The sequence below is a fragment of the Bacillus sp. ZY-1-1 genome (assembly GCF_003047165.1).
GTDB classification, from domain to species: domain Bacteria; phylum Bacillota; class Bacilli; order Bacillales; family Bacillaceae; genus Bacillus; species Bacillus velezensis.
This window is the reverse complement of record NZ_CP027061.1, coordinates 2,256,091-2,273,294: the sequence shown is the minus strand read 5'-3', so window position 1 is coordinate 2,273,294 and position 17,204 is coordinate 2,256,091. Positions and strand designations below refer to the sequence as shown.

The following is a 17,204-nucleotide window of genomic DNA, read 5'->3' as shown; positions in this document are numbered from 1 at the left end:
ATGGTGGAAATGAAACAAAGATTGTTAACAGGTGTTCTGGCAGCGGCACTATTTTTATTTTTGGTTATTTTCGGAGGATTGCCGTTCACCGTATTTGTTTACGTGATGGGAAGTATAGCGCTTTTTGAGCTTTTGCGGATGAAAAAGCTCAGATTTTTTTCTTTTCCGGGTCTGATCAGCTTCTTGTTGTTATGGCTGTATATGATGCCGGACAAATATCATTTTTTCGATGCGAAAATGGAAGTAACGATTTTCGCCGTATTGATTCTGCTCAGCTATACGGTGCTCGTGAAAAACACCTTTACGTTTGACGAAGTCGGGTTTATCGTTCTCGCGACGGTATATATCGGACTGTGTTTTCATTATTTTATTGAAATCAGAAACATTGAAACAAACGGGCTTTTGTATATCTTTTATGCCTGCGTTGTCATATGGTCAACGGACTCAGGCGCATATTTCGTCGGAAAGTCGCTCGGGAAGCGGAAGCTGTGGCCCGAAATCAGTCCCAACAAAACAGTGGAAGGGTTTCTCGGCGGTATTGTCATCGCCCTTATTTTTACGGCTGTTTTTCAGCTGTTTGCACACCTTCCGATTTCATATCCGGTTCTTTTGGTCATCACGCTTGTTCTGTCTGTGTTCGGACAGATCGGGGATTTGGTTGAATCAGCGCTTAAGCGGCACTATGATGTGAAGGATTCGGGGAAAATCCTTCCCGGGCACGGCGGCATTTTAGACCGATTTGACAGCTTTTTGTTTGTCATGCCGTTCTTATACTTTCTGCTTGCGCTTTTTTCATGAGAAAGGCTAATATGAAAATAAGACCGATCTGGACGCATAGAATGGGAGTGGCATTTTGAAGAATATTTGTCTTTTAGGAGCAACAGGATCAATCGGGGAGCAGACGTTAGACGTATTGCGCATGCATCAAGATCAGTTCCGTCTCGTCTCGATGACTTTCGGTAAAAACGCCGAGAAAGCGATCCCGTTGATCAGAACGTTTCAGCCGAAATATGTAGCAGTCGGCGACATGGATACATATCAAAAAGTGAAAGAAGCGTCTTTTTCGCATGAATGTCAAATCGGCATCGGAGAAGAAGGCCTGATTGAAGCGGCAGTCATGGACGAAGTGGATATCGTGGTCAATGCGCTGCTTGGAAGCGTCGGTTTAATCCCGACTTTGAAAGCGATTGAACAGAAAAAAACAATTGCGCTTGCAAATAAGGAAACTCTCGTCACTGCCGGGCATATAGTGAAAGGACACGCAAAACGATACGGTGTTCCTCTTCTTCCGGTTGACAGCGAACATTCCGCTATTTTTCAGGCGCTGCAAGGCGAACAGAGCAAAAATATCGAGCGCCTGATCATTACGGCATCCGGCGGCAGTTTCAGGGATAAAACGCGGCAGGAGCTTGAGTCTGTAACGATTGCCGACGCCCTTAATCACCCGAACTGGTCGATGGGTGCAAAGATTACGATTGACTCGGCTACAATGATGAATAAAGGGCTTGAAGTCATTGAAGCGCATTGGCTTTTTGACATTCCGTATGAACAGATTGACGTTGTATTACATAAAGAGAGCATCATTCATTCGATGGTTGAATTTCACGACAGAAGCGTCATCGCCCAGCTCGGAAATCCGGACATGAGGGTGCCGATTCAATACGCGCTGACATATCCGGACCGGCTGCCTCTGCCTGAAACAAAAAGGCTTGAATTATGGGAGATCGGAAGCCTTCATTTTGCTAAAGCTGACTTTGAAAGGTTCCGCTGCTTACAATTTGCCTTTGAATCAGGTAAAATAGGGGGAACGATGCCGACGGTTTTAAATGCGGCCAACGAAGAAGCCGTTGCCGCTTTTCTTGCCGGACGGATTTCATTCTTATCGATTGAGGACCTGATTGAAAAAGCATTGGACCGCCACAGCGTAATTCAGGATCCGAGTCTTGCGGATATCCAAGAAGTGGACAAAGACACCCGGGGATACGTTAATTCAATACTCACATAAGGTGGTATGTTCGTGAATACAGTTATCGCGTTTATTATTATTTTCGGAACGCTCGTTTTTTTCCATGAGCTCGGGCATTTATTGCTCGCCCAAAGAGCGGGAATCCTTTGCCGTGAATTTGCGATCGGCTTCGGCCCTAAAATCTTTTCATTTAAAAAGAATGAAACCGTGTATACGATCAGACTCCTTCCGGTCGGAGGGTTCGTCCGCATGGCCGGTGAAGACCCGGAGATGATCGAAGTCAAACCCGGTTATACCGTCGGGCTTCTTTTTAATAAAGATGACGAAGTGGAAAAAGTCATCATTAATCAAAAGGAAAAATATCCCGACGCTTTAATTATCGAGGTGGAGACGGCTGATCTTGAGCACGAAATGAAGATTACCGGGTACGAGCAGGGGAAAGAAGATGAACTGGCGGGCTTTACTGTCAGTCAGACCTCTTTTTTTATCGTAGACGGAGAAGAAGTGCAGATTGCGCCTTACAATCGACAATTCGGGTCTAAACCCGTATGGAAGCGGATTAAGGCGATTGCTGCCGGTCCGATTATGAACTTCATCTTAGCGTATGTCATTCTCGTCATGCTCGGATTCATTCAAGGCGTGCCTTCAAATCAGCCTGAGCTCGGGAAGCTGACAGACAATGGACGCGCAGCTGCTGCAGGTTTAAAAGAAGGCGACTATATCCAGAGCATTAACGGTGAAAAAATGAGGTCATGGACCGACATCGTGACAGCGGTAAAAGAAAATCCCGGGAAAAAAATCGATGTCGCCGTCAAACGGGATGGCAAATCGTTTCATATCTCGGTTACACCTGAAGCTGTAAAAGATGAAAATAAAAAAACAATCGGCCGCTTCGGCTCTTATGCGCCGACTGAAAAAGGCGCGCTTGCAGCGATTGCTTACGGCGCGACATCTACCGTTGATGTCACAAAAGCGATCCTGACCAATCTGAGCAAACTTGTGACAGGCCAGTTTAAGCTTGATATGCTTTCGGGTCCTGTCGGCATTTATGATATGACGGATCAAGTTGCAAAAACCGGTATTATCAACCTATTCCAGTTTGCGGCGTTTTTAAGCATCAACCTGGGAATCGTCAACCTGCTGCCGATACCGGCGCTTGACGGCGGACGGCTGCTGTTTTTATTCATTGAAGCAATCCGCGGCAAGCCGATAAACCGTGACAAGGAAGCATTTGTCGTATTTATCGGCGTAGCTTTCTTAATGCTTCTTATGCTGGTTGTCACATGGAACGATATCCAGCGTTTATTCTTATAATTGACTAGTAAAAAATCAGAGGTGCGAAGACATGAGACAAAGTTTGACGCTTATTCCGACCCTGAGAGAAGTGCCGGCTGATGCTGAAGCAAAAAGCCATAAGCTTCTGCTGAGAGCGGGATTTATCAGACAAAATACGAGCGGGGTTTACAGCTACATGCCCCTGGCTTACAGGGTCATTCAAAACATTCAGAAGATCGTGCGTGAAGAAATGGAAAAAATCAACGCGGTGGAAATGCTGATGCCGGCCCTTCAGCAGGCTGAAACATGGCAGGAATCAGGCAGATGGTATACGTACGGGCCTGAATTAATGCGTCTGAAAGACCGCCACGGCCGTGAATTTGCTTTAGGCGCGACACATGAAGAAGTCATTACTTCTCTCGTGCGTGATGAGGTGAAATCTTATAAGCGTCTGCCGCTCACTCTTTACCAGATCCAGTCTAAATTCAGAGATGAAAAACGCCCGCGTTTCGGGTTATTGCGCGGACGCGAATTCATCATGAAAGATGCGTATTCTTTCCATGCTTCTGAAGAAAGTCTGGAGGAAACGTACCAAAACATGTACGGCGCATACAGCAGCATTTTCGCACGCTGTGAATTAAACGTCCGTCCCGTTATTGCCGACTCGGGCGCGATGGGCGGAAAAGACACGCATGAATTTATGGCTCTTTCTGAAATAGGGGAAGATACCATCGCTTATTCCGATGGATCCTCTTACGCAGCCAATACGGAAATGGCGGAAGTTGTCATGAACAGCGAGCCGTCAGATGAAACACCCGAGGCATTGGAGAAAATTGATACGCCGAATGTCAAAAGCATTGAAGAGCTCGCTTCGTTCTTGCAGATCGAGCCGAGCGCCTGCATCAAATCAATGCTGTTTAAAGCGGATGACCGATTTGTTCTTGTGTTAGTAAGAGGCGATCATGAGGTCAATGACGTGAAAGTGAAAAACCTTCTGAACGCGGAAGTGGTTGAGCTTGCGTCTCATGAAGAAGTAGCGGAGAAACTTGGCACGGAGCCGGGATTTGCGGGGCCGATCGGCGCTGCCGGCGACATTGAGATTTATGCCGACCAAGCCGTGAAAGTTATGGTAAACGCCGTTTGCGGCGCGAATGAAAAAGACCGTCATTACCGAAACGTAAACATCGAACGTGACGCGTCTGTAAAAGCGTATGCCGATCTTCGAATCATTCAGGAAGGCGATCCGTCACCTGACGGAAAAGGCACGATCCGTTTCGCTGAAGGGATTGAGGTCGGACAAGTCTTTAAACTCGGCACGCGTTACTCTGAAGCGATGAATGCGACATACCTTGATGAAAACGGGCGTGCGCAGCCGATGCTGATGGGATGTTACGGAATCGGCGTGTCCAGAACGCTTTCTGCCATCGCTGAACAGCATCACGACGAAAAAGGCTTGATCTGGCCGAAGAGCGTTGCTCCGTATGATCTTCATATTTTGGCGCTGAATATGAAAAATGAAGCGCAAAAAGAGCTTGCTGAACAGCTTTACGGCAAATTCCAGGCGGAAGGTTATGAGGTATTATACGATGACCGCGCTGAACGCGCAGGCGTGAAGTTTGCTGATTCTGATCTGATCGGCCTTCCGATCCGCATCACTGTCGGAAAACGTGCCGACGAAGGCATCGTAGAAGTGAAAATCCGCAAAACCGGTGAATCTGCCGAAGTTTCAGTGGAAGAGCTTTCTGAATTTATTAAGACGAAGTAATCACCATAACGAATCGTACAAAATCATGTTAAAATAGAGAAAAAAGAAGGTACCTCATCACCTGCGGAGGTACCTTCACTTATGATGTTTTAAGGGAGGGATACTGTCTGAATGGAACAGTTATCAGTAAACAGAAGACAGTTTCAGATTCTTCTGCAGCAGCTTAATATGACAGATGATACCTTCATGACATACTTTGAAGACGGAGAGATTGATAAACTGACAATCCATAAAGCAGAAAAAGCCTGGCATTTCCAATTTCGCTTTAAGGCTCTTTTGCCGTATCAAATATATGATTCATTCATGATGAGGTTAACACAATCGTTTGCTCACATCGCCCGTGTCACATCGTCTGTTCAGGTCATCGATCCTACAGTGACAGAGGAGCTTGTACAGGATTATTGGACACGCTGTATTGAAGAGCTTGAAGGAACCTCGCCGCCGATGGTGGCTCTTTTGAATCAGCAGAAGCCGAAGCTCAAGGGAAACAAACTGATCGTGAAAACAAAAACAGATACAGAAGCATCGGCGCTCAAAAATAAATACAGCGCACTGATTCAGCACAGCTATCGCCAATTCGGATTTCCGGAACTGCAGCTGGATACCGAAATTTTCGTATCTGACCAAGAAGTCCAGAAATTCCGCGAGCAAAAGCTTGCTGAAGATCAGGAGCGGGCGATGCAGGCGCTTATCGAAATGGAGAAGAAGGAAAAAGAGGGCGATGAGGATCAAGCGCCGTCCGGCCCGCTTGTCATCGGCTATCAAATTAAAGAGAACGAAGAAATCCGGACGCTTGACAGCATCATGGATGAAGAAAGAAGAATCACGGTGCAGGGGTTTGTGTTTGATGCTGAAACACGCGAGCTGAAAAGCGGACGCACGCTCTGCATTTTCAAAATCACGGACTATACAAACAGTATTTTAGTAAAAATGTTCGCCAGAGAAAAAGAAGACGCCGCTTTGATGAAAACGCTGAAAAAAGGCATGTGGGTGAAGGCGCGGGGAAGCATTCAAAACGATACATTCGTCAGAGACCTCGTCATGATTGCAAATGACGTGAATGAAATAAAAGCCAAAACCCGTGAAGACACCGCTCCTGAAGGCGAAAAACGGGTTGAGCTTCATCTGCATTCTCCGATGAGCCAAATGGATGCTATAACGGGCATCGGAAAGCTTGTCGAACAGGCGAAAAAATGGGGACATGAAGCGATTGCGTTAACTGATCATGCCGTTGTGCAGTCTTTCCCGGATGCCTATTCCGCCGCGAAAAAACACGGCATTAAAATGATTTACGGAATGGAAGCCAATATCGTGGATGACGGTGTTCCGATCGCATACAATCCAGCTCACCGTCTTTTGGAAGAAGACACATACGTCGTCTTTGACGTTGAAACGACAGGTCTGTCCGCAGTGTATGACACCATCATTGAGCTTGCCGCAGTCAAAATAAGAGGCGGAGAAATCATCGATAAATTCGAAGCGTTCGCCAATCCGCACCATCCGCTGTCAGCAACGACGATAGAGCTTACCGGGATTACGGATGACATGGTCCGCGACGCTCCCGATGTCGTTGACGTCGTCCGGGATTTTAAAGAATGGATCGGCGATGACGTGCTTGTGGCTCATAACGCCAGCTTTGATATGGGATTTTTAAATGTGGCGTACAAGCGTCTACTGAAAACGGAAAAAGCGAAAAATCCAGTCATTGATACGCTGGAACTCGCGCGTTTCCTGTATCCTGAGTTTAAAAATCACCGCTTAAATACGTTATGTAAGAAGTTTGATATCGAATTAACCCAGCATCACCGAGCGGTCTTTGACGCTGAAGCAACGGGTTACCTGCTGTTGAAAATGCTCAAAGATGCCGCTGAAAAAGACATTTTTTATCATGATCAGCTGAATGAGAATATGGGACAATCCAATGCTTATCAAAGATCAAGGCCTTATCACGCTACATTGCTTGCCGTAAATGAGACCGGCCTTAAAAATCTGTTTAAGCTCGTGTCCATTTCTCATATTCAATATTTCTACAGAGTGCCGCGCATTCCGAGGTCGCAGCTTAATAAATACAGAGAAGGTCTGTTAATCGGCTCTGCCTGTGACAGGGGAGAGGTCTTTGAAGGCATGATGCAAAAATCACCTGAAGAGGTTGAAGATATCGCATCATTCTATGATTATCTTGAAGTGCAGCCGCCGGAAGTATACAGACACCTTCTGCAGCTTGAGCTCGTCCGGGATGAAAAAGCGCTGAAAGAAATCATCGCCAACATCACGAAGCTCGGGGAAAAATTGAATAAGCCGGTCGTTGCCACCGGAAATGTTCACTATTTAAACGATGAGGACAAAATTTACCGGAAGATCTTAATATCTTCCCAAGGCGGCGCCAACCCGTTAAACCGGCACGAACTGCCTAAAGTGCACTTCAGAACGACAGATGAAATGCTGGATGCTTTCTCCTTTCTCGGTGCGGAAAAAGCGAAAGAAATCGTGGTTGACAATACGCAGAAAGTCGCTTCGATGATCGATGAGATCAAACCGATCAAAGACGATCTGTACACGCCGAAAATTGACGGAGCCGATGAAGAAATCCGTGAAATGAGCTATCAGCGCGCCAGAAGCATTTACGGTGAAGAGCTTCCTGAAATTGTGGAAGCGAGAATAGAAAAAGAATTAAAAAGCATCATCGGTCATGGATTCGCCGTTATTTATCTCATCTCCCATAAGCTTGTAAAACGGTCTCTGGATGACGGTTATCTCGTCGGCTCCCGGGGGTCCGTCGGTTCATCGCTTGTGGCGACCTTAACGGAAATCACTGAAGTGAATCCGCTCGCTCCGCACTATGTGTGCCCGAGCTGCCGATATTCCGAATTCTTTAATGACGGATCAGTCGGTTCCGGTTTTGACCTTCCGGATAAAAGCTGCCCGTCTTGCGGCACACCTTTGAAAAAGGACGGACATGATATCCCGTTTGAAACGTTCTTAGGCTTTAAAGGTGACAAAGTACCCGATATCGACTTGAACTTCTCAGGTGAGTATCAGCCCCATGCTCATAACTACACGAAAGTGCTGTTCGGTGAAGATAATGTTTACCGCGCGGGAACGATCGGCACCGTTGCGGAAAAGACGGCTTACGGATATGTGAAAGGCTATGCGGGTGATCATAACCTACACATGCGCGGCGCGGAGATCGACCGTCTGGTGCAGGGCTGCACCGGCGTTAAGAGAACGACCGGCCAGCACCCGGGGGGGATTATCGTTGTCCCGGATTACATGGATATTTACGATTTTTCCCCGATACAATTCCCGGCAGATGCGACGGGGTCTGAATGGAAAACGACTCATTTTGACTTCCACTCCATTCATGACAACCTGCTGAAGCTTGATATATTGGGGCACGATGATCCGACAGTCATCCGGATGCTCCAGGATTTAAGCGGAATTGATCCGAAGACGATTCCGACAGATGATCCGGAAGTTATGAAGATTTTCCAAGGCACAGAATCGCTCGGCGTCACTGAAGAGCAGATCGGCTGTAAAACGGGGACGCTCGGCATTCCTGAATTCGGGACGCGATTTGTGCGGCAGATGCTTGAGGATACGAAGCCGACGACGTTCTCCGAGCTTGTCCAGATTTCCGGGCTTTCCCACGGCACGGACGTATGGCTCGGCAACGCGCAGGAACTGATACACAACAATACGTGTGAACTGAGCGAAGTGATCGGCTGCCGTGATGACATTATGGTTTACTTGATTTATCAGGGCCTTGAGCCTTCACTGGCCTTTAAAATCATGGAATTCGTGCGTAAAGGCAAAGGCCTGACGCCGGAATGGGAAGAAGAAATGAAAAAGAACAATGTGCCGAACTGGTATATTGATTCATGCAAAAAAATCAAATACATGTTCCCGAAAGCCCACGCCGCCGCATACGTGCTGATGGCGGTGCGGATTGCCTATTTTAAAGTGCATCACGCGCTTTTATATTATGCTGCGTACTTTACCGTCCGCGCAGATGACTTTGACATTGATACAATGATTAAAGGCTCAACCGCCATCAGAGCGGTGATGGATGATATCAGCTCTAAAGGGCTTGATGCTTCGCCGAAGGAGAAAAACCTCCTTACCGTGTTAGAGCTTGCGCTTGAAATGTGTGAGCGCGGCTATTCCTTCCAGAAGGTCGATCTATACCGTTCGAGCGCTTCGGAATTTATCATTGACGGCAACAGTCTCATCCCGCCGTTCAACTCAATTCCGGGACTCGGAACCAACGCCGCTCTCAATATTGTGAAAGCGCGGGAAGAAGGGGAGTTCCTTTCAAAAGAGGACCTTCAAAAACGAGGAAAAGTGTCAAAAACCATTTTAGAGTATTTAGATCGTCACGGCTGTCTTGAGTCGCTTCCGGACCAAAATCAGCTGTCGCTGTTTTAAGCTTTGTGCACAGCCTCCGAGCGGAGTTTGATTTGCATTAAATATATGGTTATGGTATAGTTTTATTGGAAATGCTAACGATTACCGAGGCAAAGAGTGGGGAAACCCGCTCTTTTGTATTGAACAGGCAATTTTGCCTCGACATGTCCATCGTTTTCTCAATGCCCCTGCTCTTTAGAAGCAGGGTTTTTATGCAGAGGAACGGCTGATATGATATCGACAGCACAAGGAGGAAAAACATGAGCAAAAAAGTGACTGATACCGTTCAAGGAATGGCTCAGCCCATACTGGATGACCTTCAGCTTGAACTCGTAGACATTGAATTTGTCAAAGAGGGTCAAAACTGGTTCCTTCGCGTGTTTATTGATTCCGATAACGGTGTTGATATTGAGGAGTGCGCCAAAGTCAGCGAAGCGTTAAGCGAAAAGCTGGATGAGGCCGATCCGATCACTCAGAACTACTTTCTTGAAGTATCTTCTCCTGGAGCCGAGCGTCCATTAAAGAAAAAAGCCGACTTCGAAAAATCACTGGGCAAAAATGTGTACATGAAAACGTACGAACCGATTGACGGTTTAAAAGTGTTTGAAGGCAAATTGGCTGAATTTGATGGACAAACTGTTACAATAGAGATGACGGTCAAAACAAGAAAGAAACGGGTCAATATTCCGTATGAAAAAATAGCTAACGCAAGATTAGCTGTAACATTTTAATGAATGAAGTATTAGTGTTTAAGGGGGGAGACCGCTAACATGAGCAGTGAACTATTAGATGCTCTCACTATTCTTGAAAAAGAAAAAGGCATCAGTAAAGACATTATCATCGAAGCAATTGAAGCTGCCTTAATTTCCGCGTATAAGCGAAATTTTAACCAGGCGCAAAACGTACGGGTCGATCTGAACCGTGAGACGGGCACGATCCGCGTGTTCGCAAGAAAGGATGTCGTAGACGAGGTATACGATTCAAGACTTGAAATCTCGCTTGACGACGCTCAGCACATCCATCCGAACTACCTTGTCGGAGATGTCGTTGAAATAGAAGTAACGCCGAAAGACTTCGGCCGCATTGCTGCGCAGACGGCGAAACAAGTGGTGACGCAGCGTGTCCGTGAAGCTGAGCGCGGCGTGATTTACTCAGAATTTATCGATCGTGAAGAAGACATCATGACGGGAATTGTACAGCGCTTAGACAGCAAGTTTATTTACGTGTCTCTCGGCAAGATTGAAGCGCTGCTGCCCGTCAATGAACAAATGCCGAATGAGAGCTATAAACCGCACGATCGGATTAAAGTATTTATCACAAAAGTCGAAAAAACGACAAAAGGGCCGCAGATCTATGTATCAAGAACGCATCCTGGCCTGTTGAAGCGTCTTTTTGAAATCGAAGTGCCGGAAATTTATGACGGAACGGTCGAACTGAAATCCGTTGCCAGAGAAGCGGGCGACCGCTCTAAAATCTCCGTCCGCACTGATGACCCTGACGTTGATCCGGTCGGTTCATGCGTCGGTCCTAAAGGCCAGCGGGTGCAGGCGATCGTCAATGAACTGAAAGGCGAAAAAATTGATATCGTCAACTGGTCTGATGATCCGGTTGAATTTGTTGCCAATGCGCTCAGCCCGTCTAAAGTGCTGGATGTCATCGTCAGCGAAGAAGAAAAAGCCACGACTGTCATCGTTCCTGATTACCAGCTTTCTCTGGCAATCGGAAAAAGAGGGCAAAACGCCCGCTTAGCCGCGAAACTGACAGGCTGGAAAATCGATATCAAAAGTGAAACGGATGCAAGAGACCTTGGCATCTATCCGAGAGAGCATGAAGAAGATGACGATTTAGAGCCGCTCTTTATGGAGCCTGAAACAGCCGAATCGGATGAATAAGAGGTGACTTTAGGTGAATAAGCGAAAAAAAATTCCTCTGCGCAAATGCGTGGTAACGGGGGAAATGAAGCCTAAAAAGGAACTGATCCGAATTGTCCGTTCTAAAGAAGGAGAGATTTCAGTCGATCCGACCGGAAAGAAGAACGGGCGGGGTGCCTATATCACCCTTGAGAAAGAATGCATCTTAGCTGCGAAAAAGAAAAACACATTGCAAAATCAATTTCAATCACAAATCGATGACCAGATTTTCGAAGAATTGCTGGAACTGGCGGAAAAGGTGAAAAAATAACATGTCTGGAATGGAATGGTTTCCCTTGCTGGGTCTGGCCAATCGAGCTCGTAAGGTCGTGTCGGGCGAGGACTTGGTTATAAAAGAAATTAGAAATGCGCGTGCAAAACTTGTTCTGCTGACAGAAGATGCATCTGCGAATACTGCAAAAAAAGTATCCGATAAATGCAATTATTATAAAGTGCCTTATAAAAAAGTCGAAAGCCGCGCGGATCTCGGCCGCTCTATCGGCAAGGAATCACGTGTCGTTGTCGCCGTCACTGACCAAGGTTTTGCGAATAAGCTGATCAGCTTGCTCGATTAATATTTTTGGGGGTGAACGAATGGCTAAAATGAGAGTTTACGAATATGCAAAAGCCATCAATGTTTCAAGCAAGGAAATTTTGACTGCGCTGAAAAACATGGATATAGTAGTAAATAACCATATGGCAATGCTTGAAGAAAAGACCATTAAGCAGCTTGATGCGAAATTTAAAAAAGGCGGCGCCGGCGTTACATCTCAGAAGCCTGCGGAAACGAACAAAAACAAGCCGCAAGGGATTAATCAGCAGCCTGCTGGGAATCAACCAAACAAAATTCGAGACGGAAAGAAGAATGACGTGCAGAATAATCAATTTAACAAAAACAAGAAGAATAACAACAACAACAAAAACAAAAACAAACGCAATCATAACAACAAAAATCAGTATCAGCAAAAACCGCTGAAGCCGAAAAAAGAGCTTCCTGAGAAAATTACGTTTTCCGGCTCTTTAACAGTCGGGGCCTTAGCCGAAGAACTTGGCAAAGAACCGTCTGAACTCATTAAAAAACTGATGCTTCTGGGTGTAATGGCTACCATTAACCAGGAGCTTGACAAAGACACAATCGAACTGATCGCATCTGAATACGGTGTGGAAACAGAAGAAGTGATTGTGCTCGAAGAAACTGAGCTTGAAAAATATGAAGAGGCTGACAAAGAAGAAGATCTTCAAATCCGTCCGCCTGTCGTGACGATCATGGGCCACGTTGACCACGGGAAAACGACCCTCCTTGACAGCATCAGAAAAACAAAGGTTGTTGAAGGTGAAGCCGGCGGAATCACCCAGCATATCGGGGCGTACCAGATCGAAGAAAACGGCAAAAAAATCACGTTCTTAGATACTCCGGGACACGCGGCGTTCACAACAATGCGTGCGCGCGGTGCGGAAGTAACTGATATTACCATTTTAGTCGTAGCGGCTGATGACGGCGTTATGCCGCAAACAGTCGAAGCCATCAACCATGCGAAAGCGGCTGAGGTTCCGATTATCGTTGCCGTGAATAAAGTGGATAAAGAAAGCGCGAACCCTGACCGTGTCATGCAGGAGCTGACTGAATACGGACTCGTTCCTGAAGCATGGGGAGGAGAAACGATTTTCGTTCCTCTGTCCGCTCTTACAGGCAAGGGAATTGACGAGCTTGTCGAAATGATTCTGCTTGTCAGTGAAGTGGAAGAGCTGAAAGCCAATCCGAACCGTCAGGCAAAAGGAACGGTTATTGAAGCTGAGCTCGATAAAGGAAGAGGTTCTGTCGCAACACTTCTCGTTCAAACGGGAACATTGCATGTCGGAGATCCGATCGTTGTCGGAAATACATTCGGCCGCGTGCGGGCCATGGTCAATGATCTCGGCCGCCGCGTGAAAACAGCCGGACCGTCCACACCTGTAGAAATCACGGGCTTAAACGACGTACCGCAGGCTGGCGATCAATTCCTCGTCTTTAAAGATGAAAAAACAGCCCGTTCTGTCGGTGAAGCACGCGCTTCCAAGCAACTGGAAGAACAGCGCAGCGACAAAGCGAAGCTGAGCCTCGATGATCTGTTTGAACAAATTAAACAAGGCGATGTTAAAGACATCAATTTAATCGTAAAAGCTGACGTTCAAGGTTCAGCCGAGGCGTTAACAGCCGCTCTTCAAAAAATTGAAGTAGAAGGCGTAAAAGTGAAAATCATTCACACAGGCGTCGGTGCGATTACGGAATCAGACATCATTCTCGCATCTGCTTCAAATGCAATTGTTATCGGGTTTAATGTGCGCCCAGACGGAAATGCTAAGAGCACGGCTGAAGCTGAAAATGTAGATATCCGTCTTCACCGTATCATTTACAAAGTCATCGAAGAAATTGAAGCGGCGATGAAAGGAATGCTTGATCCTGAGTACGAAGAAAAAGTCATCGGTCAGGTTGAAGTGCGCCAAACATTCAAAGTGTCGAAAATCGGCACGATTGCCGGCGGATATGTAACAGACGGCCACATTACACGTGACAGCGGACTCCGCCTGATCCGTGACGGCGTGGTCATCTTCGAAGGGGAAGTAGACGTTCTGAAACGCTTCAAAGATGATGTGAAAGAAGTTTCACAAGGATATGAATGTGGTATAACGATTAAGAAATACAATGACATTCGCGAAGGCGACGTCCTTGAAGCGTATGTCATGCAGGAAATCGAAAGAAAGTGATCGGATTTGCGGAATGTGAATGCATCATTTATGATGCGGGATCATTAAAGGAGAAACGAGCCGTTCTGAAGCGGATTATAACGAGGGTTCAGAATAAGTTCAACGTGTCGGCCGCAGAAATCGGCTATCAGGACACTTGGCAGCGGACCAGCTTCGGAATCGCCGTCGTCTCTTCCTCTCACGTTCAGGCGGAAAAGGAGATCCAGCGCGTACTCGCGTTTATTGACTCCTTTCCCGAGATAGAACGGACGATCACTAGAACAGAGTGGTTTTAACTTAGAGGTGATTGAATTGAGTATGAGAGCAAACCGTGTCGGCGAGCAGATGAAAAAAGAGCTCGGGGATATTATCAGCCGAAAGCTGAAAGACCCGAGAATCGGATTTCTCACTGTAACAGACGTACGTGTTTCAGGTGATTTACAAATAGCGAAGGTGTATATCTCCGTTCTCGGCGGAGAGAAAAAGAAAGAGGAGGCGCTGAAAGGGCTTGAGAAAGCGAAAGGATTTATCCGTTCCGAAATCGGCAGCCGAATCAGACTCCGCAAAACGCCTGAGCTTGAATTTGAATTTGATGAATCAATTGAGTACGGCAATCGTATTGAAACATTGATTCACGAACTGCATTCAGATAAACCGTCTGAATAACGGGAAAGAGGATGGGCGAGTGTCGTCTGTCCTCTTTTCTGCGTTTTACGGGATACAATTGATAACAAAGGAGCGAAAGACAGATGGTTAACGGAGTTCTCCTTTTACATAAACCGGTCGGCATGACTTCTCACGACTGTGTAATGAAAATAAGAAAACTGTTAAAAACAAAGAAAGTCGGGCATACGGGAACCCTTGATCCGGAAGTGTCAGGCGTACTGCCGATCTGCGTCGGACGGGCTACAAAGATCGTTGAGTACGTCACCGACAAGTCAAAAACGTACGATGCTGAGATCACTCTCGGTTTCTCCACATCGACCGAAGATCAGACTGGAGAAACGGTCAGCGTAAAGCCTGTCAGGGAGCCGCTGGAAGAAGCGGATATCAAAGCCGTTTTAGACAAATTGAAGGGACCGCAGGAGCAAGTGCCGCCGATGTATTCCGCGGTAAAGGTCAACGGGAAAAAGCTTTATGAATACGCCAGAGCGGGTATTGAAGTGGAGCGGCCGAAGCGGAATATCACGATTGAAGATATCGCGCTCACTTCCCCTGTCACTTATAACGAAGACACAGCATCATTCCGCTTTACAGTCACGTGCTCAAAAGGCACTTACGTCAGAACGTTGGCGGTGACAATCGGTGAAAAACTCGGCTATCCCGCGCATATGTCGCATCTCATCCGCACTGCTTCGGGCGATTTCAGCCTTGATGAATGTTTCACGTTTGAGGAACTTGAACAGCAGGTTTCGGACGGAACGGTTGCAGAGCATGCCGTGCCGATCGATAGAGCGCTCAATCATTTGCCGAAATGGGTCATAAGTGATACATTAGCTAAGAAAGCTGAAAACGGGTCGGTGTTTGACATCCCGGCGGAATTTTCTGCAATGACAGCTGACGCCCGTATAGCGGTCTGTACTGAAGACGGAGAATGTGTGGCCATTTATATGCCGCATCCTTCAAAAAAAGGACTGCTGAAACCGGCTAAAGTGCTCATGCAAAAAAGCGAACAATAAGAAAAAAGGTGACCGTTCTGTGAAGACGATACATATTTCTCATCCGCATCATTTACAAAAAGAAGAGCAGCCGGCGTCTGTCATGGCGCTCGGCTACTTTGACGGCGTTCATTTGGGACACCGGAAAGTAATCGGAACAGCCAGACAAATTGCCGAAGAAAAAGGCCTGTCGCTGGCCGTTATGACGTTTCATCCACACCCTTCCCATGTGTTGGGTAGGGACAAAGAGCCAAAGGATCTGATTACGCCGCTTGAAGATAAAATCAGCCAGATCGGGCGTTTAGGCGCTGATGTGCTGTATGTCGTAAAGTTTGATGAAGCGTTTGCGTCTCTGTCTCCAAAACAGTTTGCCGAGGAGTATATTTTAGGGTTGAACGCGCGGCACGCTGTGGGAGGCTTCGATTTTACGTACGGAAAATACGGAAAAGGCACGATGGAGACGCTGTCGGACGATTTAAACGGCAAGGCCGGATGCACGACTGTCGAGAAACAGACCGAGCAGGACAGAAAGATCAGCTCCACTTATATCCGGTCAGCGCTCCAGGATGGTGACGTTGAACTTGCGCACACTCTTCTCGGTCAGCCGTATTTTATCCGGGGCACTGTGATTCACGGAGACAAGAGAGGCCGCACCATCGGTTTTCCGACCGCGAATATCGGCCTGCACAACAGCTATATCGTGCCGCCGACAGGCGTGTATGCAGTGAAAGCCGAAATAAAAGGCGAGGTGTATGAAGGCGTCTGCAACATCGGCTACAAACCGACCTTTTATGAAAAGCGTCCCGATCAGCCGTCAATTGAAGTTCATTTGTTTAATTTTCAACAGGATGTATACGGAGAAGACGTTAAAATCGAGTGGTACAAACGAATCCGAAGCGAACGGAAGTTTAACGGCATCGATGAACTGACGGCTCAGATCGGGAAAGACAAACAAGAAGCGATCCGTTTTTTCAGCAAATAACGGAAAAAACATCAAAAGTACACAAATTTTATTCTAAAAGATTTGCATATGGGCGCGATTTTTAGTATCATATGTTTCGTAGTCTTAAAACCATTGCTTGGCAATCCGAAGTCACCGACGGTTGCTAGGTAACTGGGGCTAATTATGATATGGAGGTGAAACAGGATGGCAATTACTCAAGAGCGTAAAAATCAACTCATCAGCGAGTTCAAAACACACGAATCTGATACTGGTTCTCCAGAAGTTCAGATCGCTATCCTAACAGACTCAATTAACAACTTGAACGAGCATTTGCGTACTCACAAGAAAGATCACCACTCACGTCGCGGTCTTCTTAAAATGGTAGGTAAACGTCGTAATCTTCTTACGTATCTGCGTAATAAAGACGTAACTCGTTACCGTGAGTTAATTAACAAACTAGGCTTACGTCGATAATCGTAAAAAGCGGGAGGATTCCCGCTTTTTTATCGTATTAAAGCGAAAAAAATAATAATAAAAAAACAATGAAATCCTTTTACAT

Annotated in this window: 15 protein-coding genes; all 15 read left to right on the top strand. The window is 46.5% G+C overall.

From position 1 onward, the window contains the following. A complete protein-coding gene (locus C5I45_RS11235; RefSeq protein WP_021734132.1) occupies positions 1-798 on the top strand; it encodes a phosphatidate cytidylyltransferase in 798 nt (265 codons plus the stop codon). A gap of 55 nt (positions 799-853) precedes the next feature. Beyond that, positions 854-2,005 carry a 1-deoxy-D-xylulose-5-phosphate reductoisomerase gene (dxr, locus tag C5I45_RS11230; protein ID WP_003154208.1) on the top strand — a complete coding sequence of 384 codons (1,152 nt, stop codon included), beginning with the start codon at positions 854-856 and terminating at the stop codon, positions 2,003-2,005. A gap of 6 nt (positions 2,006-2,011) precedes the next feature. Continuing rightward, positions 2,012-3,280: an RIP metalloprotease RseP gene (gene rseP / locus C5I45_RS11225; RefSeq protein WP_007611459.1), complete on the top strand. Its 1,269-nt coding sequence runs from the start codon at positions 2,012-2,014 to the stop codon at positions 3,278-3,280. Between the two features lie 31 nt (positions 3,281-3,311). Next, the gene (gene proS / locus C5I45_RS11220; RefSeq protein ID WP_025851262.1) at positions 3,312-5,006 is read left to right on the top strand and encodes a proline--tRNA ligase; all 1,695 of its coding nucleotides are present in this window, start codon (positions 3,312-3,314) and stop codon (positions 5,004-5,006) included. A 111-nt stretch (positions 5,007-5,117) separates the two neighbouring features. Next, entirely contained in the window at positions 5,118-9,431 is a 4,314-nt protein-coding gene (locus tag C5I45_RS11215) for a PolC-type DNA polymerase III (RefSeq protein ID WP_025851260.1), read from the top strand. 239 nt (positions 9,432-9,670) lie between these two features. Next, positions 9,671-10,141 carry a ribosome maturation factor RimP gene (rimP, locus tag C5I45_RS11210; protein ID WP_003154197.1) on the top strand — a complete coding sequence of 157 codons (471 nt, stop codon included), beginning with the start codon at positions 9,671-9,673 and terminating at the stop codon, positions 10,139-10,141. Positions 10,142-10,180: 39 nt separating this feature from the next. Next, positions 10,181-11,302 carry a transcription termination factor NusA gene (gene nusA / locus C5I45_RS11205; protein WP_003154195.1) on the top strand — a complete coding sequence of 374 codons (1,122 nt, stop codon included), beginning with the start codon at positions 10,181-10,183 and terminating at the stop codon, positions 11,300-11,302. A 13-nt stretch (positions 11,303-11,315) separates the two neighbouring features. After that, entirely contained in the window at positions 11,316-11,591 is a 276-nt protein-coding gene (rulR, locus tag C5I45_RS11200) for a glucose-induced regulator RulR (protein WP_003154193.1), read from the top strand. Between the two features lies 1 nt (position 11,592). After that, positions 11,593-11,895 carry a YlxQ family RNA-binding protein gene (locus C5I45_RS11195; RefSeq protein ID WP_003154192.1) on the top strand — a complete coding sequence of 101 codons (303 nt, stop codon included), beginning with the start codon at positions 11,593-11,595 and terminating at the stop codon, positions 11,893-11,895. Positions 11,896-11,914: 19 nt separating this feature from the next. Then, positions 11,915-14,065, top strand: a complete 2,151-nt coding sequence (infB, locus tag C5I45_RS11190; RefSeq protein WP_003154190.1) for a translation initiation factor IF-2 — start codon at positions 11,915-11,917, stop codon at positions 14,063-14,065. After that, positions 14,062-14,340: a DUF503 domain-containing protein gene (locus C5I45_RS11185; RefSeq protein ID WP_003154188.1), complete on the top strand. Its 279-nt coding sequence runs from the start codon at positions 14,062-14,064 to the stop codon at positions 14,338-14,340. Before infB ends, C5I45_RS11185 begins: the two co-directional genes overlap by 4 nt. A gap of 16 nt (positions 14,341-14,356) precedes the next feature. After that, on the top strand, positions 14,357-14,710 hold the full coding sequence (gene rbfA, locus C5I45_RS11180) for a 30S ribosome-binding factor RbfA (RefSeq protein ID WP_003154185.1): 354 nt from the start codon (positions 14,357-14,359) through the stop codon (positions 14,708-14,710). Between the two features lie 83 nt (positions 14,711-14,793). Further along, positions 14,794-15,723 carry a tRNA pseudouridine(55) synthase TruB gene (gene truB, locus C5I45_RS11175; RefSeq protein ID WP_015388228.1) on the top strand — a complete coding sequence of 310 codons (930 nt, stop codon included), beginning with the start codon at positions 14,794-14,796 and terminating at the stop codon, positions 15,721-15,723. A gap of 19 nt (positions 15,724-15,742) precedes the next feature. Further along, the gene (gene ribF / locus C5I45_RS11170) at positions 15,743-16,684 is read left to right on the top strand and encodes a bifunctional riboflavin kinase/FAD synthetase (RefSeq protein WP_107994393.1); all 942 of its coding nucleotides are present in this window, start codon (positions 15,743-15,745) and stop codon (positions 16,682-16,684) included. A 165-nt stretch (positions 16,685-16,849) separates the two neighbouring features. Continuing rightward, a complete protein-coding gene (gene rpsO / locus C5I45_RS11165; RefSeq protein ID WP_003154182.1) occupies positions 16,850-17,119 on the top strand; it encodes a 30S ribosomal protein S15 in 270 nt (89 codons plus the stop codon). Positions 17,120-17,204 lie beyond the last annotated feature (85 nt).

Coding starts and splice junctions, on each gene's coding strand:
- C5I45_RS11235 (WP_021734132.1), top strand. CDS start 1: ATGGTGGAAATGAAACAAAGATTGTTAACAGGTGTTCTGGCAGCGGCA.
- rseP (WP_007611459.1), top strand. CDS start 2,012: ATGTTCGTGAATACAGTTATCGCGTTTATTATTATTTTCGGAACGCTC.
- proS (WP_025851262.1), top strand. CDS start 3,312: ATGAGACAAAGTTTGACGCTTATTCCGACCCTGAGAGAAGTGCCGGCT.
- C5I45_RS11215 (WP_025851260.1), top strand. CDS start 5,118: ATGGAACAGTTATCAGTAAACAGAAGACAGTTTCAGATTCTTCTGCAG.
- rimP (WP_003154197.1), top strand. CDS start 9,671: ATGAGCAAAAAAGTGACTGATACCGTTCAAGGAATGGCTCAGCCCATA.
- nusA (WP_003154195.1), top strand. CDS start 10,181: ATGAGCAGTGAACTATTAGATGCTCTCACTATTCTTGAAAAAGAAAAA.
- C5I45_RS11195 (WP_003154192.1), top strand. CDS start 11,593: ATGTCTGGAATGGAATGGTTTCCCTTGCTGGGTCTGGCCAATCGAGCT.
- infB (WP_003154190.1), top strand. CDS start 11,915: ATGGCTAAAATGAGAGTTTACGAATATGCAAAAGCCATCAATGTTTCA.
- truB (WP_015388228.1), top strand. CDS start 14,794: ATGGTTAACGGAGTTCTCCTTTTACATAAACCGGTCGGCATGACTTCT.
- rpsO (WP_003154182.1), top strand. CDS start 16,850: ATGGCAATTACTCAAGAGCGTAAAAATCAACTCATCAGCGAGTTCAAA.